Annotated in this window: 25 protein-coding genes and 2 pseudogenes; 24 read left to right on the top strand and 3 right to left on the bottom strand. The window is 64.1% G+C overall.

Annotated elements, in window-relative coordinates:
• The 21 genes and pseudogenes from bioD to HALZIN_RS0107450 all read left to right on the top strand — a co-directional run bounded on the left by bioD (position 1) and on the right by HALZIN_RS0107450 (position 19170).
• Positions 1-729 carry a dethiobiotin synthase gene (gene bioD / locus HALZIN_RS0107550; protein WP_031383621.1) on the top strand — a complete coding sequence of 243 codons (729 nt, stop codon included), beginning with the start codon at positions 1-3 and terminating at the stop codon, positions 727-729.
• Positions 716-2065: an adenosylmethionine--8-amino-7-oxononanoate transaminase gene (locus tag HALZIN_RS0107545; protein WP_035575233.1), complete on the top strand. Its 1350-nt coding sequence runs from the start codon at positions 716-718 to the stop codon at positions 2063-2065. The genes bioD and HALZIN_RS0107545 overlap by 14 nt, the downstream gene beginning before the upstream one ends.
• A gap of 198 nt (positions 2066-2263) precedes the next feature.
• Positions 2264-3346, top strand: coding sequence for a TRAP transporter substrate-binding protein (locus HALZIN_RS0107540; RefSeq protein WP_031383619.1), 1083 nt, complete (start codon positions 2264-2266; stop codon positions 3344-3346).
• Positions 3347-3435: 89 nt separating this feature from the next.
• A complete protein-coding gene (locus tag HALZIN_RS0107535; RefSeq protein WP_031383618.1) occupies positions 3436-4008 on the top strand; it encodes a TRAP transporter small permease in 573 nt (190 codons plus the stop codon).
• On the top strand, positions 4005-5282 hold the full coding sequence (locus HALZIN_RS0107530; protein WP_031383617.1) for a TRAP transporter large permease: 1278 nt from the start codon (positions 4005-4007) through the stop codon (positions 5280-5282). The genes HALZIN_RS0107535 and HALZIN_RS0107530 overlap by 4 nt, the downstream gene beginning before the upstream one ends.
• 7 nt (positions 5283-5289) lie before the next feature.
• Positions 5290-6275 (top strand): annotated as a pseudogene (locus HALZIN_RS16810) (histone deacetylase family protein).
• A 65-nt stretch (positions 6276-6340) separates the two neighbouring features.
• Positions 6341-6697 (top strand): RidA family protein, encoded by a 357-nt coding sequence (locus HALZIN_RS0107520; protein ID WP_031383616.1) that lies wholly within the window; start codon positions 6341-6343, stop codon positions 6695-6697.
• 1 nt (position 6698) lies between these two features.
• Positions 6699-7649 carry a bifunctional Delta(1)-pyrroline-2-carboxylate/Delta(1)-piperideine-2-carboxylate reductase gene (gene lhpI / locus HALZIN_RS0107515; protein WP_031383615.1) on the top strand — a complete coding sequence of 317 codons (951 nt, stop codon included), beginning with the start codon at positions 6699-6701 and terminating at the stop codon, positions 7647-7649.
• Positions 7646-8809 carry a class II histone deacetylase gene (locus tag HALZIN_RS0107510; protein ID WP_035575230.1) on the top strand — a complete coding sequence of 388 codons (1164 nt, stop codon included), beginning with the start codon at positions 7646-7648 and terminating at the stop codon, positions 8807-8809. Before lhpI ends, HALZIN_RS0107510 begins: the two co-directional genes overlap by 4 nt.
• A 13-nt stretch (positions 8810-8822) precedes the next feature.
• Positions 8823-10106, top strand: a complete 1284-nt coding sequence (locus tag HALZIN_RS0107505; protein WP_031383613.1) for a D-amino acid dehydrogenase — start codon at positions 8823-8825, stop codon at positions 10104-10106.
• Positions 10107-10161: 55 nt separating this feature from the next.
• A complete protein-coding gene (locus tag HALZIN_RS0107500) occupies positions 10162-11100 on the top strand; it encodes a branched-chain amino acid transaminase (protein WP_031383612.1) in 939 nt (312 codons plus the stop codon).
• Between the two features lie 296 nt (positions 11101-11396).
• Positions 11397-11621: pseudogene (locus HALZIN_RS0107495) on the top strand (Na+/H+ antiporter NhaC family protein); the annotation flags it as partial.
• A 95-nt stretch (positions 11622-11716) separates the two neighbouring features.
• Entirely contained in the window at positions 11717-12100 is a 384-nt protein-coding gene (locus tag HALZIN_RS0107490; protein WP_031383610.1) for a histone-like nucleoid-structuring protein, MvaT/MvaU family, read from the top strand.
• Positions 12101-12513: 413 nt separating this feature from the next.
• Positions 12514-12852 carry a hypothetical protein gene (locus HALZIN_RS0107485; RefSeq protein ID WP_031383609.1) on the top strand — a complete coding sequence of 113 codons (339 nt, stop codon included), beginning with the start codon at positions 12514-12516 and terminating at the stop codon, positions 12850-12852.
• A gap of 166 nt (positions 12853-13018) precedes the next feature.
• Entirely contained in the window at positions 13019-13840 is an 822-nt protein-coding gene (locus tag HALZIN_RS0107480; protein WP_035575227.1) for a motility protein A, read from the top strand.
• Positions 13833-14786: an OmpA family protein gene (locus HALZIN_RS16805; RefSeq protein WP_035575225.1), complete on the top strand. Its 954-nt coding sequence runs from the start codon at positions 13833-13835 to the stop codon at positions 14784-14786. The genes HALZIN_RS0107480 and HALZIN_RS16805 overlap by 8 nt, the downstream gene beginning before the upstream one ends.
• Before the next feature lie 105 nt (positions 14787-14891).
• A complete protein-coding gene (locus tag HALZIN_RS0107470; RefSeq protein WP_031383606.1) occupies positions 14892-15125 on the top strand; it encodes a hypothetical protein in 234 nt (77 codons plus the stop codon).
• A 183-nt stretch (positions 15126-15308) separates the two neighbouring features.
• Positions 15309-16106 (top strand): HAD-IIB family hydrolase, encoded by a 798-nt coding sequence (locus HALZIN_RS0107465; RefSeq protein WP_031383605.1) that lies wholly within the window; start codon positions 15309-15311, stop codon positions 16104-16106.
• 104 nt (positions 16107-16210) lie between these two features.
• The gene (locus HALZIN_RS0107460) at positions 16211-16702 is read left to right on the top strand and encodes a hypothetical protein (RefSeq protein ID WP_031383604.1); all 492 of its coding nucleotides are present in this window, start codon (positions 16211-16213) and stop codon (positions 16700-16702) included.
• Positions 16703-16795: 93 nt separating this feature from the next.
• On the top strand, positions 16796-17803 hold the full coding sequence (locus tag HALZIN_RS0107455; RefSeq protein ID WP_031383603.1) for an NAD-dependent epimerase: 1008 nt from the start codon (positions 16796-16798) through the stop codon (positions 17801-17803).
• A gap of 23 nt (positions 17804-17826) precedes the next feature.
• On the top strand, positions 17827-19170 hold the full coding sequence (locus tag HALZIN_RS0107450; protein WP_031383602.1) for a UDP-glucose dehydrogenase family protein: 1344 nt from the start codon (positions 17827-17829) through the stop codon (positions 19168-19170).
• 101 nt (positions 19171-19271) lie between these two features.
• Here HALZIN_RS0107450 and HALZIN_RS0107445 read toward each other — a convergent pair whose 3' ends face one another.
• Complete coding sequence (locus tag HALZIN_RS0107445; protein WP_031383601.1) at positions 19272-20270, bottom strand: YeiH family protein; 999 nt, start codon at positions 20268-20270, stop codon at positions 19272-19274.
• A gap of 108 nt (positions 20271-20378) precedes the next feature.
• Here HALZIN_RS0107445 and HALZIN_RS0107440 point away from each other — a divergent pair, with 108 nt between their 5' ends.
• The 3 genes from HALZIN_RS0107440 (at position 20379) to suyB (ending at position 22946) form a co-directional block, all read left to right on the top strand.
• Complete coding sequence (locus HALZIN_RS0107440) at positions 20379-21269, top strand: LysR substrate-binding domain-containing protein (RefSeq protein WP_031383600.1); 891 nt, start codon at positions 20379-20381, stop codon at positions 21267-21269.
• 220 nt (positions 21270-21489) lie between these two features.
• Complete coding sequence (locus HALZIN_RS0107435) at positions 21490-21774, top strand: UxaA family hydrolase (RefSeq protein WP_031383599.1); 285 nt, start codon at positions 21490-21492, stop codon at positions 21772-21774.
• A 2-nt stretch (positions 21775-21776) separates the two neighbouring features.
• The gene (gene suyB / locus HALZIN_RS0107430) at positions 21777-22946 is read left to right on the top strand and encodes a (2R)-sulfolactate sulfo-lyase subunit beta (protein WP_031383598.1); all 1170 of its coding nucleotides are present in this window, start codon (positions 21777-21779) and stop codon (positions 22944-22946) included.
• A gap of 45 nt (positions 22947-22991) precedes the next feature.
• Here the strand turns inward: suyB and HALZIN_RS18065 are convergent, their stop codons facing one another.
• Positions 22992-23138, bottom strand: coding sequence for a hypothetical protein (locus HALZIN_RS18065; protein WP_160171093.1), 147 nt, complete (start codon positions 23136-23138; stop codon positions 22992-22994).
• A gap of 54 nt (positions 23139-23192) precedes the next feature.
• On the bottom strand, positions 23193-23918 hold the full coding sequence (locus HALZIN_RS0107420; RefSeq protein ID WP_031383597.1) for a GntR family transcriptional regulator: 726 nt from the start codon (positions 23916-23918) through the stop codon (positions 23193-23195).
• Positions 23919-24175: the final 257 nt, after the last annotated feature.

The following is a 24175-nucleotide window of genomic DNA, read 5'->3' as shown; positions in this document are numbered from 1 at the left end:
ATGCCCAAGGCATTCTTCATTACCGGCACCGACACCGATGCCGGCAAGACCCTCGTGACCAGCGGCCTGTTGGCTGCCGCCCGGCACCAAGGATTGACCACCGCCGGTGGCAAGCCGGTCGCTTCCGGCTGCGAGCGGACGGTGGAGGGATTGCGCAATGCCGATGCGCTGGCGATTCAGGCGCAATGCCGGCCGGCGCTGGACTACGACACGATCAATCCGGTCGCCTTCGAACCGGCGATAGCGCCGCACATCGCTGCCGCGGAAGCCAACGTCGCGCTCTCGGTATCCGCGCTGGCAGCGCCCATGCGGGCCCTGCTGGCGCGCGAGGCCGACCTGACTTTGATCGAAGGTGCCGGTGGCTGGCGGGTACCGCTCAATGAACGCGAGTCGCTGTCGGATCTCGCCGTCGCCCTGGCGCTGCCGGTAATAGTTGTGGTCGGCGTACGGCTGGGGGCGATCAATCATGCCCGGCTGACACTGGAAGCGATCCGGCATGATGGGCTGCCGGTGGCGGGGTGGGTGGCCAACGGGATCGATCCCCGCATGCCGCGTCGGGAAGAAAACCTGGACTCGCTGGCCGGCTGGCTCGGCGAGGAGGGCGGCGTGCCCTGCCTGGGCGTCGTGCCCTGGCTAGCGACGCCTGCACCCGAACGGGCCGCCGACTGGCTCGAACTCGAACCGCTAATCCACGCAACACCGCCACGGAAGACCCATGAATCGCAATGACGACTGGATGCAGCGGGATCTCGCCAGTTTGTGGCATCCCTGTACGCAGATGAAGGATCACGAGACCCTACCGGTCGTGCCGATCCGGCGCGGCAAGGGCGTCTGGCTGGAGGATTTCGAAGGCAAGCGCTACCTGGATATCGTCAGTTCCTGGTGGGTCAATATTTTCGGACACGCCAACGAACGCATCAACGCGCGCATCAAGCAGCAACTCGACGAACTGGAACACGTGATCCTATCCGGCTTCACCCATCGACCGGTGATCGAGCTCTCGGAAAGGCTCGGACGGCTGGCGCCCACCGGTCTGGGGCACTGCTTCTATGCCGACAACGGCTCGTCGGCGATCGAGATTGCGCTCAAGATGAGCTATCACTACTGGCGCAATGTCGGTCGACCCGAGAAGCGACGCTTCCTGACCATCACCAATGGCTATCATGGCGAGACGTTGGGGGCACTGTCGGTAGGGGACGTGGCGCTTTATACCGATACCTATCGCCCGTTGCTGCTGGACGTGATCAAGGTGCCGGCACCCGACGGTTTCGGCCTGCCAAGAGAGCAGTGGGTAGAGCAAGCCAGGGCATGCTTCGTTCACATGGAGCGGGCTCTCGAACGCCATGCCGGCGAGCTGGCGGCGGTGATCGTCGAACCGCTGATTCAGTGCGCCGGGGGCATGCGCATGTACCCGCCGGAGTACCTGACCTGGCTGCGCGAAGCCTGCGATCGCTACGGCGTGCAACTGATCTTCGATGAGGTCGCGGTCGGTTTCGGCCGCACGGGAACGCTTTTTGCCTGTGAGCAGACCGGGGTTCGACCCGACTTCCTGTGTCTTTCCAAGGCGTTGACCGGCGGTTATCTACCGCTCTCCGTGGTGATGACCAGCGATGATGTCTATACCGCGTTCTACGACGACTACGCCACCCTCAAGGCATTTCTGCATTCCCATAGTTATACCGGCAATCCGCTGGCCTGCGCCGCCGCCTTGGCGACGCTGGATATCTTCGAACAGGACGACGTGATCGCCACCAACCGCGGTAAAGCCGCCCAGATGGAGCGTCTTGCCGCACCGTTGCGCGAGCATGCCCATGTCGGCGACGTGCGCCAGACCGGGATGATTCTGGCGATCGAGATGGTCAGGGACAAGGCGAGTTTGAGCCCCTACGATTTCCGTGAGCGGCGCGGGCTGCGGGTGTTCCGTCATGCGCTGTCGCGTGGCGTCATGCTGCGCCCGCTGGGCAACGTGATCTACTGGATGCCGCCCTACGTGATCACCCCCGAAGAGCTGGAGCTGGTGGCGGAAGTCACCCATGAGGGGCTGGAGATTGCCACCGCCGATTGAGCCGTAGCGGCATAGGCACCACCGACAGCCATCGCCTGCTGCTCGGCGTGGCGCTTTCGCATACCGCGCGGCACGTTTCCAGAGTCTCGGGCAAAAACTGCCGAGCCCCGGGCAAGCTGCACATGCGGTAATTGGCTAGGCTAAGTAGCAATCGTTCTCGATGAACGCTACAACAACAAGCCAAGCAAGGAATCCCTCATGTCGCTACACAATCTCTTCGCTACCGGTGCCGCGCTAGCCGCACTGCCGCTTGCCATCTCGCTGAGCACCGCCGCCCAGGCCCAGGAATACGAGATGGCGATCGCCACGCTGATTCCCGAAAACCTGAGCAACAACAGCATCTATCCGGCCCTGGTGCACTTCAAGGAGCTGGTCGAGTCGCGTACCGATGGCGACGTCACGGTCTCGATCTTCGGCGGTGGCCAGCTGGGCTCGGAAGTGGAGACCGGCTCGCAGGTGCAGGCCGGCGGCCGTGCGCTGCAGTCGACGATTCTCACCTCGGGGGCGATGTCGTCGTTCTACGGTGACTATCAGGTAGTCACCGCGCCGTTTTTGTTCAAGAACTGGCGCCAGGCCTGGGCGTTCTTCGACGGCGAGTGGTTCGCCAACTTCATGAAGGGCACCGTCGAAGCCGCCGACATGCGCTACCTGGGCACCTTCGATGACGGCGGCGGCTTCGTCGCCTTCACCAACAACGAGCGCCTGATCAAGACCGTCGACGATCTCAAGGGCCTGAATATTCGTACCGAGGAGAACCCCGCCCACGTCGCCATCATGCGAGCGCTGGGCGCCTCGGCCACGCCGCTGCCGTGGGGCGAGCTGATCACCGCGCTGGAAACCGGCCTTGCCGACGGTCAGTTCAACGCCCCGGTGATCAATACCACCTACGGGCTCGACGAGGTCACCGACTACACCACGCTCACCGGCCACGTCTACAACAGCGCCAGCTGGGTGGTCAGCGAGGCCTGGTATCAGCAATTGCCGGAAGCGTACCAGCGGGCGATCACCGAGTCGGCCCGCGAGGCGATAACGCTCAGCCACGGCGCGTCGGCGGCACTGGCCACGGCCAGCTGGCAGAAGTCCTGCGAGCTGTTCAAGGAGTGTTACATCATGCCCACCGAGGAGCGCGCCAAGATGGCCGAGATCGCCCGGCCGGCGTGGAAGACATGGATCGTCGACGACTACGGCATGGATGCGCAACTGGTCGACGACATGCTTGCCGAAGTCGAGTCGCTGGGCGAATCGCTGCCCGAGCAGGCGTATCAGCGCTACGGTCAGTAACCGAGCGCTGATGGCCTAGACGACGACCGGGCCATACCCCGGTTGTTCCCTCTTTCCTGGCTGCCGGGCGCAGCATTCGGGGCGATTCCATGGCGATATTGGCAACCACGCGGCGTGTCAGCGACGTCGTCAACACGGCCTGCATCGTGATCTGTGTAGGCTGTGTGCTGGGCATGCTGGCGATCTCCTTCGTCGGCTTTCTGTATACCCTGGCCACCGGATCGGCGCTGAGCTGGACCTATTCCCTGGCTCGATTGTTCCTGCCGTGGATCGGTCTGATCTCGATCACCATCGCGCTGCGCTCCGGCGAGCATGTGGCGATGACGCTGCTGGTCAGGCTGCTGCCCGCGCCGCTGGTCAAGGCTTCGGCGATCGCCACGCTGGCGGTGATGGCGTTCTTCGCGCTGCTGATGGTCTGGTACGGCTGGGGATACTTCCTCAACGCCACCCAGGTCTACATGGTCTCGGACAACATCCAGATCTCGTATCGCTGGACGGCGGTGACCGTGCCGCTGACCGGGCTGATCTTCCTGCTGCACCTGGTCTACGGCTTCGAGCTGCTCGAACACTTCAGCGACGAGAATGCGCTGATCGACGAGGCGTTGGGCGATGCGGACAGGGATGACGCCGAACTGGACAGCAACCGGGAGGTCCGGACATGAGCGTTGCGATCGTAGCCTTCGTGGTGGTGCTGCTGATCGGCGCTCCGGTGGCCGTGGTGATGGCGATCTCTGGGGTCGCCGGGGTCTATTCGCTGGGCGGCGAGCGGATGGTGGGGATCATCGCCGATCGCATGTTCTCGGGGGTATCCGGCTACATGCTGATCGCCGTGCCGTACTTCATCTTCACCGCCGAGCTGATGAACCAGGGCGGATTGACGCAGAAGCTGATCACCTTCAACAATGCGCTGCTGGGCCGCGTGCGCGGCGCGCTGAGCCACGTCAATGTCACCGTGTCGCTGTTCTTCGCCGGGCTCACCGGCGCGGCGATCACCGATACCGTGGCGATCGGCAAGATCATGATCCCCGAGATGAAGAAGCAGGGCTACGACGCCGAGTACGCCGCGGCGATCACCGCCTGCTCGTCGATCATCGGGCCGATCATCCCGCCCAGCGTGGTGATGGTGGTCTACGCCACGCTGCTTCGGGACATCTCGGTGATCGATCTGTTCGCCGGCGGCATCCTGCCCGGCGTGTTGATGACCGTGGCGCTGCTGGTCGTCAGCATCGTGATCTCGTGGCTGCGCGGCTATCCCAAGCAGGGCGCCACGCCGCTCAAGGTGGCGATCCTGGCCTTCCTCTCGGCGCTGCCGGCGTTGCTGGTGCCGCTGATCATCCTCGGCGGCATCCTCTCGGGGCTGACCACCATCACCGAGGCGTCGGGGTTCGCCGCGGTCTACGCGATCGCCATCGGCTTCGTGTTCTACCGCAACCTGACGCTGCGCAAGGTGTGGGAGGCATTGGTCACCACGGTGCGTTTCTCGGGGGTGGTGTTCTTCCTGCTCGCCACCTCGGCGGTGCTCGGTTGGTTCGTCACCCGCTCGGGGATCGCCCGCGACGCCGCGGAATTGATCACCACCTTGAGCGACGTGGCCTTCGTCCAGATCATGCTGGTCTGCCTGCTGCTGATCGTCATCGGCACGGTGATGGACGTGCTGCCGGCGCTGGTGGTCATCGGCCCGGTGGTGGTGCCGGCGATGGTCAGCCTGGGCTTCGACCCGCTGCATTTCGCGATCGTCATGATCGTCACGCTGAACATCGCCAACGTCACGCCGCCGGTGGGCATGACGCTGATGACCGCGGCGCGGATCGCCCAGGTGCCCTACGAGCGGGCGATCATCGCCTCGCTGCCGTTCTACGCCGCGTTCATCAGCGTGGTGGTATTGCTGGCGCTGTTCCCGGCGCTGTCGACCTGGATTCCCAGCCTGCTCGATTGAGGTGGTCATGAAGTACTTCTATTCGCCCCGGCAGGATCGCCATGCCCCGGAGACTTTCCTGCTACGGGGCGCGCCGGCGCCATCGCCCGAGGGGCCGGGGGGGCCCCGGAGCCGGCGGGTACGCCGCGCCTGCGCGAGCGTCTCATGCGGATCCACACGCCGCGCTACCTGACCTTCCTCGAGAGCATCCATGCCCGCTGGCAGGCACTGCCGGGCGCCGCCGAGCGGGTTGCGCCCAACGTGCATCCGACCGGCGGCGGGCATCACTATCCCGAACATCCGATCGGCCAGGCCGGCTGGCACATGCACGACATGGCGTGCCCGATCGGTGCCGACAGCTTCGCCGGCATCCTGGCCAGCGCGGCGAGCGCCGAGGCCGCCGCCGAGGCGGTGCTCGATGGCGACGACACGGCCTATGCGCTGTGCCGGCCGCCGGGCCATCACGCCGGACCGGAGCGCGCCGGCGGTTTCTGCTTTTTCAACAATTCAGCGCTCGCGGCGAGCGTGCTGCGCGAACGCTTCGCGCGGGTCGCCATCGTCGATGTCGACCTGCATCACGGCAATGGCACCCAGGACATCTTCTACGCGCGCGGTGATGTCTGGACCGGCTCGCTGCACGCCGACCCCAGTGGTTTCTATCCGTTCTTCTGGGGCGGCGCCGAGGAGCGCGGCGAAGGAGAAGGGTTGGATTGCAATTTAAATATACCGTTATCTATCGGTAGCAATGGAGTCGTCTTCCTGGATGCCCTCGAGTGCCTGCTGGGCGATATGCAAGCCTTCGTCCCCAATGCCATGGTCATCGCGCTGGGCCTCGATGCCCACAAGGACGACCCGCTGGCCGGACTGAGCCTGGAAACCGCTGACTTCGCGCCGCTCGGCGCACGCTTGGCCGCGCTCGATCTGCCTTGCGTGGTGGTTCAGGAAGGCGGTTACCCGACGGCCAGTCTGGAGCATAACCTTGCCGCGTTTCTACGCGGTTTCAACACCAACTGAGCCGGCATGCATCGCCGGAAACCAGCGCTTTGTTCATCGTTTCATTCGACAGCAAGGAACACGCCATGACCATCGAATACGCCGACGCCAACCAGCGCATGAGCCAGGCTGCCGTGCATAACGGCACCGTCTATCTGGCCGGCCAGGTGCCGCACGATGCCAGCGCCGACATGCAGGGCCAGACCCGCCAGGTGCTCGAAACCATCGAGGCCAAGCTGATAAAGGCCGGCTCGGCCAAGGACCATATGCTCTCGGCGACCATCTGGGTCACCGACATGGCCGAGTTCGACGCCATGAACGCTGCCTGGGATGCCTGGGTCGCGCCGGGTCGCCCGCCGGTGCGCGCCTGTGTCGAGGCCCGGCTGGCCAAGCCGGAGTGGAAGGTCGAGATCATGGTGACGGCGGCCCGGACGGAGAGCTGACATGCGCATGATTACCGCGCAGGAGGTGGCCGGGGCGATGCCCTGGGTGCCGCTGGTCGATCGTCTGGCGCGCTGTTTCGTCGAGGGGGTAGAGGCGCCGCCGCGCCACCATCACACGATGCAGCGTGGCGACGGCGAGGCGACCATGTTGTTGATGCCGGCGTGGGAGAAGGACGGCTACATCGGCATGAAGATGGTCAACGTGTTCCCGCAGAACGCCGAACACGGGCTGCCGGCGATCGCCGGGGTCTATCTGCTCTGCGAGGGCGATCACGGCCGCCCGCTGGCGTGCATCGAAGGCGGTGAGCTGACCCGGCGGCGGACTTCGGCGGCCTCGGCGTTGGCCTGTCGCGCACTGGCCCGCGCCGATGCCGAATCGCTGCTGGTCATCGGCACCGGCAAGCTGGCGCCGATGCTGATCGAGGCGCACGCCGCCGTGCGCCCGATCAAGCGGGTACGCATCTGGGGCCGCAATTCGGCGAAGGCGGCGCGGCTGGCCGAGGAGTATGCATCACGCTTCGACTGCGCGGCGGTCGACGAGCTTGCCGCGGCGGTGGGCGAGGCCGACATCGTCAGCTGCGCGACGCTCTCCAGCGAGCCGCTGGTGCGTGGCGAATGGCTCAAACCCGGCGCGCACCTCGATCTGATCGGCGCCTTTCGGCCGAGCATGCGCGAGAGCGACGCCGCGTGCCTGACCCGTGGCGAAGTGTTCGTCGATACTTATGCCGGGGCAAAAGGCGAGGCCGGCGACATTCACCAGGCGATCGACGAGGGCGCCTTCGAGTTCGCCTCGATCCGCGGCGAGCTGGCCGAGCTGCTGCGCGGCGAACGGCCCGGACGCAGCGACGACCAGGCGATCACCGTGTTCAAGTCGGTCGGCGCCTCGCTGGAGGATCTGGCCGCGGCGATCGAGGTCTGGGAACGTCTGGCGGACGAACGGGGCGCTTCATGACGGGCCCGAAGACGACCGGGTTCTACTGGCACGAGCGCTGCTTCTGGCACGATCCGGGGGCGATCGGGGTGTTCGCGGCGCCCGGCGAATTCCTGCAGCCGCAACCGGCCTCGGAGAGCCCGGAGAGCAAGCGCCGGCTCAAGAACCTGCTCGAGGTCTCGGGGCTGATCGACGCGCTGGCGGTCTGCAAGCCGCCGCCGGCCAGCCGCGAAGACCTCGAGCGTTTCCATGCGCCGCGCTACCTGGATGAACTCGAGGCTGGCAGCCGGCGCGGATTGGGCGATGGCGGCGACTGCGCGCCGTATACCGCCGGCAGCCTGGCGGCGGCGAAGCAGTCCGCCGGGTTGGCGATCGCCGCCATCGAGGATGTCGCGCTGGGGCGACGGGGCAATGCCTATGCGCTGTGCCGCCCACCCGGGCACCACGCCGAGGCCGATCGCGGCCGCGGTTTCTGCCTGCTGGGCAACATCCCGGTTGCAGTGCGCCGCGCCCGCGCGCTTGGCCAGGTGGGGCGGGTCGCGATACTCGACTGGGATGTGCATCACGGCAATGGCAGCCAGGCGGCGTTCTACGACGATCCGGAGGTGCTGACGATTTCGCTGCACCAGGCCGGCAACTACCCGCTGGACACCGGCGAATTCGACGAGCAGGGTAAAGGAGCGGGACTCGGCGGCAATCTCAACCTGCCGCTGCCGCCGGGCTGCGGCACCGACGCCTATCATTACGCCATGCGACGTCTGGTGCTGCCGGCGCTGGCGGCTTTTCGCCCCGAGCTGATCGTCGTCGCCTGCGGCTTTGACGCCTGCGGCAAGGACCCGTTGGGCAAGATGCTGCTCAACAGCAGCGCCTTCGCGACGATGACTGCACAGCTCAAGGGACTGGCCGAGCAGCTCTGCGAAGGACGCTTGGTGATGATCCACGAGGGCGGCTATTCCGAGGGCTACGTACCGCTATGCGGGCATGCGGTCATCGCCCGGCTGGCCGGCAGCGCTATCGACGTGCCCGATCCGCAGGACGCCGAGATCGCCGCCTGGGGCTATCAGGCGTTGCAGCCGCACCAGCGCGAGTTGATCGACGACTGGCGCCGGGGCTGGTCCGCCTATGCCGATCTCGACGCGGCGGATGGCGTCGTTGCCGACCTACTGAAAACGCCGGAGTAGCCAGGGAGTGACCATGCATATCGCCATTATCGGTGCCGGGGTGGTCGGGGTGACGACCGCGCATGCGCTGGTCAGTCGTGGTCATCGGGTCAGCGTGATCGAGCGCCTCGACGCCGCCGGACTCGAAACCAGTCGCGGCAACGCCGGCCAGCGCTCCTACGGTTACGTCTATCCATGGGCTTCGCCGGCGATGATCAAGAAGGCCCTGCCGTGGCTGGTCAAGCCCAGCGGTCCGCTGAAGATGCGCATGCCGCCGACGCCGTGGACGCTGCGCTTTCTGACCGCGACCTGGCGCTTCGCCAACGCGCCGGGCGTCTTCCAGGCCAACAAGCGGGCGATGCTGCGCCTGGGCACGTATAGCCGGCAGTGCTTTGTCGATCTCGAGGAGAACCTGGACCTGGCCTTCGACGGCGGCCACGGCGGGCTGATCGACCTGGCCAGCGACGACGCGACCGCCGAAGGGCTCAAGGCCACCGCGGGACTGCTCAGCGAGATGGGCATCGATCATCAATGGCTGACGCCCGAGGGGCTGGCCGAGGTCGAGCCCGGGTTGCGCGGTGATGCGCCGCTGGTCGGTGCGTTGCGGTTGCCCGGCGACGGCACGGGGGACTGCCAGCGCTTTACCCAGGCGCTGGCCGCCGAGTGCGAGCGGCTCGGCGTCACCTTCCGCTATGCCAGCGAGGTGCGTGACATCGTGCGCGAGCGTGGCGTGGTAAGCGCCCTGCAACTGGTGCCGACGACCGCGGCCTCATTGAGCGAAGGCGAGACGCTGGAAGTGGATGCGCTGGTGGTCTCGGCCGGTTGCCAGTCGCCGGGGCTGGCTGAGGCGCTCGGCGTCAAGCTGCCGATCTACCCGGTCAAGGGCTATTCGTTGACGGCGCCGATCAAGGACCCGGAACGGGCGCCGCGCTCGACGGTGATCGACGATCGCTACAAGGTCGTGGCGACGCGCCTGGGCGATCGCCTGCGGGCCACCGGTTTCGTCGAGCTGGACGAGTTCGATCGGCGCATTCCCGAGGCGCGCCTGGCGACCATCCGCCATGCGGTGGAATCGCGCTTTCCCGGGGCCGCCGATCTCGACCAGGCCGAGTCGTGGACCGGCTTTCGACCGATGACCCCCGACGGCCCGCCGATCATCGGCCAGGCCAAGCTCGACAATCTGTATTTCAACACCGGCCACGGTACCTTCGGCTGGACGTTCTCGGCCGGCAGCGCGCAACTGATCGCTCAGTTGATCGATGGCGATATGCCGGTGCTGGATATCGCGCCGTTTCGCCCGGGGCGCTTCGGCAAGTGATCGGCCACGGGCATCGTTCAACGTCTGGGACGTTCAATGTTCAGGGGAGGGTGACATGCAGTCGATCAGTGATCGCGACGGCTGGTTCTGGCTCGATGGCGTATGGTTGGCGTGGCGCGATGCCAGGATGCATCTGCTCACCCACACCTTGCATTACGGCATGGGCTGTTTCGAGGGCGTGCGCGCCTACGAGGGACCGAACGGGGTGCATCTGTTCCGCGCCGATGCGCATGTCCGTCGGCTGCTGGATAGCGCCCACGCCTTGGATATTCCGCTCGATTTCGACGCCCCGGCACTGCTCGACGCGCAGCGCGAGGCGTTGCGCCGCAACGCGCTGGGCGATGCCTATCTCAAGCCGACGGTGTTCCTGGGCGCCGAAGGCATGGGTCTGCGCGCCGAGGGCCTGAGCACCCATGTGATGATTCCCGCCTGGCATCTCGCCCATTACATTTCGCCGAGTGCCGCCGAGCAGGGCTTGCGGGTGCTGACGTCTTCATGGAGCCGCCACCACGTCAACATCAGCCTGTGCCGGGCCAAGACCAACGGCCACTACGTCAACTCGATGCTGGCGTTGAATACCGCGATCAAGGCGGGCTTCGACGAGACGCTGATGCTCGACCCCGAAGGCTATGTCGCCGAGGGCTCGGCCGAGAACGTCTTCCTGGTCCGCGACGGCGTGCTGCATACCCCGGAAGTGACCTCGTGTTTACAGGGCATCACCCGCGACAGCGTGATCGCGCTCGCCCGCGAGCGGCTGGGCATGACGGTGCGCGAGCGGCGCATCACCCGCGATGAACTCTACACCGCCGATGAGGCGTTCTTCACGGGTACCGCGGCCGAGATCCTGCCGATTCGCGAACTGGACGGCCGACGTATCGGTCGTACCGACCAGCGCCCGGTCACCCGTGAGCTTCAGGCGCTTTACCGGCGGTTGGTGCGTGGCGACCTGGCCAGCGATCTGGCGGCCTATGGCGATTGGCTGCAAGCCGTGTGACGCGACCATTGTCACGCCCTGTGCCCGCACAAAGACGCCACGGTCAGCCCTGACGGACCCCGTGGCGTTAAAGAAAACCCTCTCCCTGAACGGCCTCCTGCCGCGCGCTCCAACTGCTCTGGCCGGATCGCTCCCTTAGCGCTTCCTGCGCTTTGCTTCCGTGGCGCGCTGAACGACAGTGTCCCTTGTCTGGATCATGGATCATTGGCTGTCGGCAACAATTGATCCCGAATACAGGGTGCGCGACGCCGATTTCAGCGCCGCGACGCTTTCTTGAACCTTGCATGACAGCGGAACTGGCGACGATCGTACTGGTGGGGACCGCAGCAGCACTCGGCGATGCCGGTTCGCCGGCTACCGACTCGACACTCGCGCCGGCCGCCGGGCTGAATGACGATTATCAGCACGCCCATATCTGGGATTCTGTAGTGTCGACTTTACATTCACACAACATGCCGTTGGTTCTGTTTGGCTGGTTGGCTAGTCCGGCTTTGATCAACTCTACTGAGGAAGTGAAATAAAGTTTTGAACGAGGGTAAATCGGGTACTTGGCAAATAGCTTTGTAATGCCGATAATGGAGAGGCATCCCGGAAACATATGGAAGGCTAGTAGCGCATGTCACTGTTAAGCGAATACATGAAGAAAGAGCAGCTGCTCAAGCAGCTGAGCGACGAGCTGAAGCAGCTTGAAGGTGATCAGCGCCTGAAGTCCGAACTCGATTTCAAGGAGCGTCTGGAAGCCTTGATGAAAGAGTTCAACAAGAGCGCCAGCGACGTGATCGACATGCTCGATCCCAAGCCGCAAGACTCCGGCTCCGCCAGCAAGTCGAACGCGGCCAGCACTAGCGGTCGCCGTAAGCGCAAGTTGAAAATCTACAAGAACCCGCATACCGGTGAAGTCGTCGAAACCCGTGGCGGCAATCATAAGAGGCTCAAGGTCTGGAAGGATGAGCACGGTGCCGATACCGTCGAGTCCTGGCTCGTGCGCACTGAAGACTGAACTTTTACAGCGTAATCGTGTCAAACGAGCGCTTGGCGTTGCCCGGGCTGATTCTCGGCCCGGTATTTCAAGCCTTTCCATGTGCGTTCCCGCGGGTGCTCTCATTCATTGCCCTTCGCGGTAAAGCATGTCGCGACGTGCAGCGATTGGCTTGTGCTGCGCAAGCCAGGCCTCGTTCTCCAGTACGGTTTCCCGATTATTGTCCATGAATTATTACGCTCATCAATGAAAGCATTTAACCCCAAGCATTCAAGCTAGATTAGCGATCGCCAGCCAGTCGGCGTTGTCCGTGGGTATGGCCAGCGTGCTGGGCCAGCTGCATCAATGCGCGCTCAGGAGTGGGGCCTATGTGCCGGACTGGGTGGTGAACATGCTACCGTGCGCGAATCAGACGCAAAAAGGTAAGTGAATCAATGGCAACAGAGCTAGACGAGTTCGAACAGAGCATGCGGCGAGAAATCAATGCGTTTCTTGGCCCAACGGCCAGCAAGCCACAACGCGAAAGGGCGACGGAAGATCGCGTCGGTGGACTGGCTTTCAGGACCAAGCGTACGCCCGCAAAGGGCAGTTCAATCAAGACTGGGTATATCGTCAAGCTCGCGGTCCGCAACAAGCCGCTTGAGTGGGATACCGTCTTCGAGCACCAGTCGACGAGCATCTCCAGACTCGAAGCGCAACTTCAAGCCGAGAAGGCGGCGCACAAGGCCGGCTATCGTATCATTGGCCATGTGATCGACATCAAGCCGCTGTGAAGCTCCGCCGGTAGTGAAGGCAGGCGCCGCCGCCATCGCATCGTAGCGCGTAGAGGGATGTGCGATTGAAGGCATGAACAACCCGATTTGTAGCCCTTTTTCATGGCTTTGCCTCCGCGATCCGCCGCTATCATGGGGCCATCCTGGGCTCCGAGCGGACTCGTTCATGAATGTTTCTACCCTGATAGGCATAGCCGCCAGCGTGCTGCTGCTGGCCAGCGTCGTGCTGCTGAGCGCGGACACGGCGATGAGCTTCGTCAACCTGCCGGGGTTGGCGATCGTCCTCGCCGGCACGCTGGCGGCGACGTTCATCAGTTACCCGCTGCGCGAAGTCATTCGCGTGGTGCGACTCGTCGGCGTGGTCTTCCGCCGCGAGGACAGTTACGTCGAGGATGATACGCGCGAGCTGGTGGACATGGCGCGGCTGTGGTTCAAGGGCGACATCCGCTCGGTCGAGCGCGCACTGGAACAGACTCGCAACCCTTTTCTGCGGACCGGCGTTCAGCTGGTCATCGACAATACCCGCGAATCGGAGATCACCGACCTGCTGCGCTGGCGAATCGCCCGTCTCAAGGCACGGGAACTGGCCGAGGCGCAGATATTCCGGACCATGGCGGCCTATGCGCCGGCCTTTGGCATGATCGGTACGCTGGTGGGGCTGGTCAACATGCTCGAGGTGATGCAGGTCGGCGATATTGCCACCATCGGCCCGCGCATGGCGGTGGCCCTGCTCTCCACGTTCTACGGCATCCTGCTCGCCAATCTGGTATGCAAGCCCATCGCGGTGAAGCTCGAGCGCCGCACCGAGCAGCGTCTGATCGCCATGAACATGGTGCTCGAGGGCGTGGCGCTGATTTCCAAGCGCCGATTGCCGTCGTTCATCGAGGAAACGCTCAACTCGTTCATGGCCAGTTATCAGGATGAGATCCGCGACCCGGTCCGCAAGTCGCTGGCCGAGCCGCAACAGGGCGCGAACGCCAATGCTTGAGAGTCATCGCGACGGCCACCACCACGAGCGCCTGCTCTCCCTGCGTACCGAGGAGCGCGATGGCGAGGGCTGGATGATCAGTTACATGGACATCATGACGCTGCTGGTGGCGCTGTTCGTGCTGTTGCTGACGGTCAGTGGCCAGGCGAGGGATTGGGCGGGCGCCGTGCGTGGCGCCCTGGCGGCGAATGTGCCTGCGCAAACGCCGGCGAGTGCCCGGATTTCCACCGAGGCGATCGATGTCGCGCGCAGCGTGACGGCGCGGTCAATCGCCGCTACGCGGCCGTTGCCCGCGCCGCTCGGGGTGCGCCTGGGGGCACTGCTCGCGCCGCCGGCATTGAGCCGCGATGCGCTGGCGGCCGCTCAGCGCCTTGCCGGGCGGAGCATGCTGGTGCCGCAGGTTCCCGTGTTGCCGCAAATTCATCCCGATGCTCGCCAGGCCGCACAGGCGATAGCCGCTACGCGCTGGATCAGCGGCAGCGCCCAGGCGGCGGCCATTCAGGTCGCCGGCGAGTGGCAATTGAAGGTGCCCAAGCCCTTGCCGGTGATCGACGGTGTCGAGGTGTCGCGGATCAAGGGCGGCATCAACCTGCGCATCCAGGACCATCTATTGTTCGGCTCGGGTGACGCCGAATTGACCGATCCCGGCCAGGAGATGGTGCAGGGCCTGGTGTCGCTGCTCGACCAGTACGAAGGCACGGTGTCGGTCGAGGGGCATACCGACAGCGTACCGATCAATACCGAGCGTTATCCGTCCAATTGGGAGCTCTCCAGCGCTCGCGCGACGGCGATCCTGCGTTACCTGGTCGCGGCGGGAATCGATCCCCAGCGGCTGCGCTCGGTGGGCTATGCCGACACGCAGCCTCTCGAGTCCAATGCCACGGCCGAGGGTAGGGCCGCCAACCGGCGTGTCGAATTGATCATTCATGCCCCCGAAGATTCATGAACCGGAGGTTGATGAACGTTGTATGCTTGCGTTGGAACGTTCGAATCGTGATGGTGGCCGCACGATTCGCGACCGAATGGGACGAAGGCAAGCTTAGGCGGGGCGATGGCAATTCAGAGAATCAATACCAGGAAAGATCGGGCAAAGCGCGATGCGGTCGTTTACAGCGACTCACAGATCGAGCATTACCTTTTTCTGCTCATCTATTCGGGGCGCCACGATACGGCCGAGAGCCTGTTTGGCGAGCTGCGCAGGATGCTGCCCGGCGTCGATCCGATTCAGTTGAATCGGGTGGCACATTCCTTTGCCGCCGAGCTCAAGGGGGCCGGCCTGGAGTGAGGGTGCCGGCAGTCGGTCGTATAGCTCGGAATGAATGCTTTGGCAAGGAATGATCGGCTCGAACGAAGGATGGCCAGAAGCGAGGCCGGGGGCGAATTCGCCCCCGGCCTCGCTTCTGGCGCGCGCTAAAAGACTTTCTTGCGCAGCCAGGGTTGGCGATGAACGGGCCATGAGGAGTAAACGATGCAGCGATTGCAGGACGCCGATAGCGATGCACTGCAGCCGATCGAAGTGGTGTTGACCGATGTCGACGATACGCTGACCCGCCACGGGCGGCTCGATGCGGCCACCCTGGCGGCCATGGAGCGACTCGAGGATGGCGGTATCCATGTCGTGCCGGTCACGGGGGGCTGCGCGGGGTGGTGCGATCATATCGTGCGTGCCTGGCCGGTGGCGGCGGTGATCGGCGAGAGCGGCGCCTTGCGCTTTCGCAAGACCCCCGGTGGCGGGCTCGATCAATGCTTCGTCCGGCCTCGCGAGCAGTTGCGCGACGAGCAGCGGCGCCTGCTGGAATTGGCCGGGCAGGCATTGGCTGCCGTGCCGCAGGCGCGCTTGGCCGCCGACCAGCCTTACCGCCTGGCCGACGTGGCGATCGACCACGCGCAGGATGTAGTGCCATCGCTGGGTCGTGAGGCAATCGAGCGCCTGGTCGACACCATGCGCAAGGGTGGGGCAAGCGCTCGTGCCAGCTCGATACACGTGAACGCCTGGTTCGGCGAGCATGACAAGGCCAGCATGGCCATGCGGGTGCTCGAGCAGGACTTCGGATTGTCAATCGCTGAGCAGCGTCGGCGAGTGCTGTTCATAGGCGATGCACCCAACGACGAGTCGTTATTTCGCAACTATCCCGCTTCGGTCGGTGTCGCGAACATCGCTGCACATCTTGGAGCCATGCAGGCGCGCCCGCGGTGGCTTTGCAGCGCCAGTCATGGCGAGGGTTTCGTGGAAATGGCCGAGCGGCTTTTGAGCTTGCCTCGCTAACGTCATCATGAGGCTTGTCAGGGTGCCCGACCCAGATGGATCGCTCGCAGACAGGCCTGGGTGCAGGTGAGTGGACGAATGGGCTTTGCAACAAGGGAGAGGTGATGGCCGCACTGGTTTTCTTTACATCGCTATTCCTGCTGGTGGCGTTGCTGTCGATAACGGCCGTGAGCGGGCTGTTCTCGGGCGCTCGCCGTACCGGGATCGGCAAGAAGGGGAGCGCCAAGATGGGCCCGGCGACGCGCAAGCCGCGTCAGAAGCGCCAACCCCGCCAGGCCGGCGGCGGCACGGCGAGATCGCGCCGCGCGGCGAGCAGCAATCCTCGCAAGACCGAACCGCGCAGACGATTTCGTCTGCCAGGCATACCGATACCCCCGGGATTGGTGTCGTGCCTGCCGCTGGGCCTGCTTCTTGCCTTGATGGTCGGCGCGGGGCAGTTAGCCTTGTATGGACTCCAGCAGTCCCGGCAGGGAGTTGCCGACGATTCACGCTTGGCCGCCTTCGACACAGCCTTGGGTTATCTCGGCGTGGCGGCCCTGGCGTTGCTGATGCTGGGACTGATAGGGGCCATCGCCGCCTATCGTCACAAGCCCTAGCGCAGGGGTAATGCCGCCAACCCCCTGAAGGAAGCTGGCATGATATAGTGCGTGCAATTTTTACGCGGCTCTTTCACGCGATTCGGAAGGTTCATGAACATTCTGATTACCGGCATGGCAGGCTTTATAGGCCATGCTGTCGCCAAACGATTGGCCGAGGATGGGCATGCCATCGTCGGCATCGACAATCTCAACGAGTACTACGACGTTGCCCTGAAGCGGGCGCGACTCGACGATCTGGCTGGTTTTTCCAACGTACGCTTCGAGCCACTCGACATTGCCGACAGCAAAGGCATGCAGCGGCTGTTTGCCGGTGAGCGTTTCGACCGGGTGATCCACCTGGCTGCCCAGGCCGGGGTGCGCTATTCGCTGGAAAACCCGGTGGTCTATGCGCAATCGAACCTGATCGGGCACCTCAACGTGCTGGAAGGCTGTCGTCACCAACAGATCGCGCATCTGGTCTATGCCTCCTCGAGTTCGGTGTACGGGATGAACGGCAAGGTACCGTTCGAGACGTGCGACAACGTCGATCATCCCATCAGCCTGTACGCGGCGACCAAGAAATCCAACGAGCTGATGGCGCACACCTATGCGCATCTGTATGGCCTGCCCGCCACCGGCCTGCGCTTCTTTACCGTCTACGGTCCCTGGGGGCGGCCCGACATGGCGCTGTTCAAGTTCACCCGAGCGATCCTCGAAGGGGCGCCACTGCCGGTCTACAATCACGGCGACATGTCCCGGGACTTCACCTACATCGACGACATCGTCGAAGGCGTCGTGCGGGTTCTCGATGTGATCCCCGACGGACATCCCGAATGGCCCGACGAGGCCATGGTGCCGGACAGCGGGCGCGCGCCGATCGCGCTCTACAACATAGGACACGGCAGCCCGGTAGCGTTGATGGATTTCGTCCGCGCGATTGAGAGCGCCACAGGATGCACGGCACAGTGCGATTACCAGCCGATGCAGCCGGGCGACGTGCCACGGACCTGGGCGGATACCGAGGCATTGTTCGCGGTCACCGGCTATCGACCCGCGGTCGGGGTCGAGGAAGGGGTGGCGCGTTTCGTCGCCTGGTATCGCGATTTCTATCAAGTATGAGACTGGTTCAGGGATAACGCGCCATGAAAATCACCATCTTCGGCACCGGTTACGTGGGTCTGGTGACCGGCACCTGCCTGGCCGATGTCGGTCACGATGTACTGTGCGTGGACGTCGATACCGACAAGATCGCCCGGCTCGAACGCGGCGAACTGCCGATCTACGAACCCGGTCTCGAGGCAATGGTGCGCCATACCGTAGTTGAGGGCCGGCTGCGCTTCACCACCGATGCCGCCGCCGCAGTGGCGTTCGGCACCCTGCAGTTCATCGCCGTGGGCACGCCCCCCGACGAGGATGGCAGCGCCGATCTGCAGTATGTCCTCGCGGTGGCGCGCAGCATCGGCGAACACATGACGGACTACAAGGTCGTCGTCGACAAGTCCACCGTGCCGGTGGGCACCGCCGACAAGGTCCACGCCGAGATCGCCGCGACCCTCGCCGCACGGGGTCTGCAAACGGCTTTCGACGTCTGCTCCAACCCTGAATTCCTCAAGGAAGGGGCGGCGATCGAGGACTTCGCCCGGGGTGCTAGGATCGTCGTGGGCACTGAATCGCCGCGCGTCAAAACGCTGATGCGCGAGTGTTATGCGCCCTACAACCGCAACCGTGAAAAGCTGATTTTCATGGACGTGCGCAGCGCCGAGCTGACCAAGTATGCGGCCAATGCCATGCTCGCCACCAAGATCAGCTTCATGAACGAGATCGCCAACCTGGCCGAGCGATTAGGCGCCGATATCGAGCAGGTGCGCCATGGCATCGGCAGCGACCCGCGCATCGGCTATCACTTCATCTACCCCGGCTGCGGTTACGGCGGTTCGTGCTTTCCCAAGGATGTCCAGGCGCTGGCGCGCACCGCCAGCGAGATCGGCTATCGCTCGGAACTGCTCGAAGCCGTCGAAGCGGTCAACAAGCGCCAGAAGACCACCCTGTTCAGCAAGCTCAGCCAGGCCTTCGATGGAAGCCTGACAGGCAAGACGGTGGCGCTGTGGGGGTTGGCCTTCAAGCCCGGCACCGATGACATGCGCGAGGCGCCCAGCCGTACGTTGATGGAAGCGCTGTGGGCGGCCGGCGCGCGAGTGCGGGCCTTCGATCCCGAGGCGATGGCCGAGTGCCGCCGGCTCTACGGCGAGCGCGACGATCTGGCGCTGGTCGACGGTCGCGAGCAGGCGGTTTCCGGCGCCGATGCGCTGGTGATCTGCACCGAATGGAAGGCCTTTCGCAGTATCGATTTCGCCTGGCTCAAGGCTCAGTTGGCCACGCCGGTGGTGATCGATGGTCGCAACCTCTACGACCCCGAGGCGGTCAAGGCAGCGGGGCTGTTGTACTTTGCCGTCGGTCGTGGCGAGTCCTTGATGCGGCCTCGTTGAGCGCTGCCAGCTCTACAGCGAGAACGCCCGCTCATGATAGCGGGCGTTCGCATTGACGCGGGGCTTCCTGGTGGGCCACCGATGTGGCCGTCAGGTCACGCTCAACTCATAAGCAACGGCGTTAGCGCCCATCCGCCTCCCAGCAGTAGCACGAACAGGCACAGCGCCAGCAGAAAGGGCCTGACGCCCAGGGCCTTGAGCTTTTCCAGGCGTGTCTCGAAACCCAGTGCCGCCATGGCCATGGCCAGCGAGACCTGGCCCACCGTCACCAGCCCGGCATGCAGCACGGCGGGCAGGGCGATCAGGCTATTGAACACGACCATGGCCAGAAAGCCGAACGCGAACCACGGAATCACCAGCGCGGGGCGCGCCGTGCTGTCATCGCTATCTTGGGTGTCGCGGCGCAGCCACCATTGGCCGACGATCAGCAGGAAGGGCACCAGCAGCATCACCCGCACCAACTTGACGATCACCGCGTTGGCCAGTGCCTGGGGACCCACCGCATCGCCGGCGGCGACCACCTGGGCGACTTCGTGGATGGTCGCGCCGATATAGATTCCGTAGAGCCCTTCGTCCATGCCGGTCAGCGGATAGAGCAGCGGATAGAGCAGCATCGCCAGGCTACCGAAAAGCACCACGGTGGCCACCGCCATCGCCGTCGCGGCGGGCTTCGAGCGAATCGTCGTTTCCGTCGCCAGTACCGCCGCGGCACCGCAGATGGCGCTGCCGGCGCTGGTCAGCAACGCCGTTTCGGCATCCAGCTTGAGCACTCGCGTGCCCAGCCAGTAGCCGATGACCAGTACCGTGGTGATGACCAGCGTGTCCAGCACGATCACCTTGGGGCCGAGCCCGAGGATCTGCTGCAGGGTCAGCGAGAGGCCGAACAGCACAATGCCGCCGCGCAACAACCAGCGCGTGGCGAACTGTAGCCCCGGGCGCGCCTGCGGCAGGCGACCGATAAACGGTAGGTTGCCCGCCACCAGGCCGAGCAGCAGCGAGAAGACCAGCGGGCTGACGCCGCTTTCGACGATGCCGGGGAGCTGGGTCAGCGCAAAGCCCCCCAGGGTCAAGCCGGCACACAACACGATGCCCTGCCACATGAGTCGCCTCCCTCGAAACTGAATGATTCGAATTGTCTGGTTAGACTAATCGGCGATCCTGTTATGTGTTATTGGGTAATAACGATATGACTGTTAAGTGGAACTGATATGTCGACGCATGTGACCTTTCGCCAGCTTCAGGTATTCGTCGCTGTGGCGCGGAGCGGTTCGGTGAGCGCAGCGGCCAGGCAGCTCAGCCTTTCGCAATCGGCGGCCAGTCAGGCGCTGAGTGATCTCGAGCGTCAACTGGAGGTGGTGCTGTTCGAACGGCTGGGCCGCCGGCTCGAGCTCAACGATGCCGGGAGTCGCCTGCTGGCGCATGCCGAGAAACTGCTGCAGGGCATGGCCGAGCTGGTCGATGCCGCCCGGGAGCCCGAGGGCGCGCTACGCGGTACGCTGCACGTGACGGCGAGCGCGACGATTGGTACCTATCTGCTGCCGATGCTGGCCGGACGCTTCAGCGAGCGCCATCCAGGGGTCGATCTGCAGCTGCGCCTGCGCAACACGCGGGAGGTGATGAGCGACATCCTGCGCTTCGATGCCGATCTGGGGCTGATCGAGGGGCAGTGTACGGAATCGCGCCTGGTCAGCGAGGTCTGGCGTCACGACGAGATGGCGATCATCGCCTCGCCCCAGCATCCGCTGGCCGACCAGGGGCGGTTGAGCATCGGTGCGCTGCAGTCGGCGCAATGGATCCTGCGCGAGCCGGGCTCGGGTAGCCGGGCGATCTTCGAGGCGGCGATCCATCCCCACGTTGAACGCATCCAGGTGCGCATGGAACTGGACCAGCACGAGGCGATCAAGCAGGCCGTACGTGCCGGATTCGGGCTGGCCTGCCTGTCACGCTTGAGTGTCGCCGGCGAACTCGCACGCGGCGAACTGGTGGCGCTGGAAACCCCGCTGAGCCTGTCCCGGGCTTTTTCGCTGGTCTGGCACCCCGAGCGCTATCGCAGCCCGCTGTGGCAGGCCTTCAAGGTCTTTCTGCTCGAATCCGAATAAGGGTTTACACCCCTTTGACTGGAGGCGGGCCAGGCGACCCTGCCTTCAGCGCGCATTTATCCTGCCGTTTCTGCTTCCCCATGAATGCTCAGGGATCAATGGTTTGCGTTACATGAGCAGATGAACACGGTCATGCGCTTGACTGTCATATATACTATGTCATATACATGAATTGCGGGGTCAAGGTAGCCCGTCGATCAAAACAACGAAGGAGAGGAGCATGAGCATCGATTTCGTGGTCCACGATGCCGACGACGCGGTCGGCGTGGTGGTGGTGGAGGGAATCCAGGCGGGGCAGACGCTGACCGGTTGGGTGATGGATCAGGACAAGACGCTGCAATTCGAGGTGCGCGACGCGATTCCGATCGGTCACAAGCTGGCGATTCGCGATCTCGCCGAGGGCGATACCGTGATCAAGTACAGCGTCGACATCGGCCGGGTGGTCAAGCCGATCCGCAAGGGCGAGCATCTGCACGTCCACAACGTCAAGACCAAGAGGTGGTGAGCATGGAACTCAAGGGACGCACGTTCATGGGCTATCGTCGCGACAACGGACGCGTCGGTGTGCGCAATCACGTCATCGTGTTGCCGGTGGACGATATCTCGAATGCCGCCGCCGAGGCGGTCGCCAACAATATCAAGGGCACGCTGGCCCTGCCGCACCCCTATGGCCGTCTGCAGTTCGGTGCCGACCTGGATCTGCACTTTCGCACCTTGATCGGCACCGGCTGCAATCCCAATGTCGCTGCGGTCATCGTGATCGGCATCGAGCCCGGCTGGACCGGCAAGGTGGTCGACGGCATCCGCGCCACCGGCAAGCCGGTAGAAGGCTTCTGGATCGAGCAGAATGGCGACCACAACACCATCGCTGCCGCTTCGCGCAAGGCCCGCGAGTTCGTCCAGTACGCCACCGAACTGCAACGCGAGCCCTGTGACATCGCTGATTTGTGGGTATCGACCAAGTGCGGCGAATCCGATACCACGTCCGGCTGCGGAGCCAACCCCACCGTCGGTGAAGCCTTCGACAAGCTTTATGATGAGGGTTGTACGCTGGTATTCGGTGAAACTTCAGAGCTCACCGGCGGCGAGCATCTGGTCGCCGAGCGCTGTGCCAACGACAGTGTACGCGAGCAGTTCCAGGCGATGTTCGATCGCTACAGCGCGATGATCGATCGTCACAAGACCAGCGATCTTTCCGAGTCGCAGCCCACCAAGGGCAACATCGAGGGCGGGCTGACCACCATCGAGGAAAAGGCGCTGGGCAACATCCAGAAGATCGGCAAGCGCTGCCAGGTGGATGGCGTGCTCGACAAGGCCGAGACGCCCAGCGGGCCGGGTCTGTGGTTCATGGACTCTTCGTCGGCGGCGGCCGAGATGGTCACGCTGTGCGCGGCGTCGGGCTTTGTGGCGCACTTTTTCCCCACCGGGCAGGGCAATGTGATCGGCAATCCGATCCTGCCGGTGATCAAGCTCTGCGCCAACCCGCGCACCGTGCGCACCATGAGCGAGCATATCGACGTCGATGTCTCGGGCGTGCTGCGCCGGGAGATCAACATGCCGCAGGCGGGGGATCAGTTGCTCGAGATGCTGCTGCGCACCGCGAATGGCCGCAACACGGCCGCCGAGGCGCTGGGCCATCGCGAGTTCGTGTTGACGCGACTCTACGAGAGCGCGTGACGGATGGGGAGCAATGCTTCGCCGAAGGCGCGACCAAATGGCATGTCATGCGACGGCGGGCGAGGGTGGTGCCGTGGATTCACGCAGCACCACCCGCGCCTCGAGCACCTGACGGTGCGCTGTCGACCGCCCCTGGATGCGTGTCACCAGCGCATCGGCAACCTTTTCGGCGGCAGCTTCAGGCCGCGCCATCCGGCCTCGGTCCCTGTAACTGTGGGTTGAGGACGAGTGCCATGCTGCTGGGCATTACAGGTGGCTGGCGTAGCAGTATTGCCGAGTCGTCAGCCGTGAGGTACGCAGCTCGATCGGGGTGTCTTGATAGTCTCGAGCGACGCGGCGAATTTCGATCAGCGGTTCGCCGATTTCGACACCCAGGTGGGCGGCATCCTGCTCGCTGGCGGGCACGGCGATGAGTTGCTCCTCGGCATGGGCGACGGTAACGCCGTACTGATGCTGGTAGAGATTGTAGAGCGTGTTGGGCAGGATATCCGGCTGCTGTTCTACCGCGGCGAAGGTAGCGGCGTCGAGCACGATATCCTCGAGCAAAGTCGGGCTCCCGGTCAGTTCGCGAATCCGGCGGATATGGATCACTTCCGCTGCAGAGGCGAGTTCCAGGGATTTGCGCTCGGCGGCGCTGGCCGGGCGGCGCTGTCGACTCAGCACCCGCGATACCGGCAGACTGCGTTCGCCGTCATGGCGCACGATGTTGAAAAAACGGAACAGCGCCCGATCGGCATCATGGGTGGCGATGGCGGTACCCTTGCCTTGGCGGCGCACGACCACGTTGTCACTGGCCAGTTCGTCGAGTGCCTTGCGCAGGGTGCCGACGCTGACGTTATAGCTTGAAGCCAGTGTCGCTTCACTGGGGATGAATGTTCCTGGGGGCCATTCCCCCGAAGCGATCCGCTCCAGAAGCAAGTTCTTGATCTGTTTGTAAAGTGGCTGAAATGTCGGGCCTTTCGGCGCGGTCATGGAGGCAACATCCTTGTTGATGAGCGGCGAGGGGGAGGATTCGTTGGGCGGATTATAACCAGGGACGTGCATTCCGACATCTCCTTGACTGTTTTATATAGTATGTCATATATATGAATTGCAAGTGAGTTGTCCTGTACCTGGGACTCGCAGCGAGCCAAGATCAGGCCCCGCGACCGTTTTCAGCTGTTCACGTGGCTTGCACAAGGATAACGATTGCTCCGAGGATCGACCCGAGGCCGTCCACCCGTCGCCAT

Source organism: Halomonas zincidurans B6 (assembly GCF_000731955.1).
Taxonomy (GTDB): Bacteria; Pseudomonadota; Gammaproteobacteria; order Pseudomonadales; family Halomonadaceae; genus Modicisalibacter; species Modicisalibacter zincidurans.
This window is presented reverse-complemented; position numbering and strand designations above follow the sequence as displayed.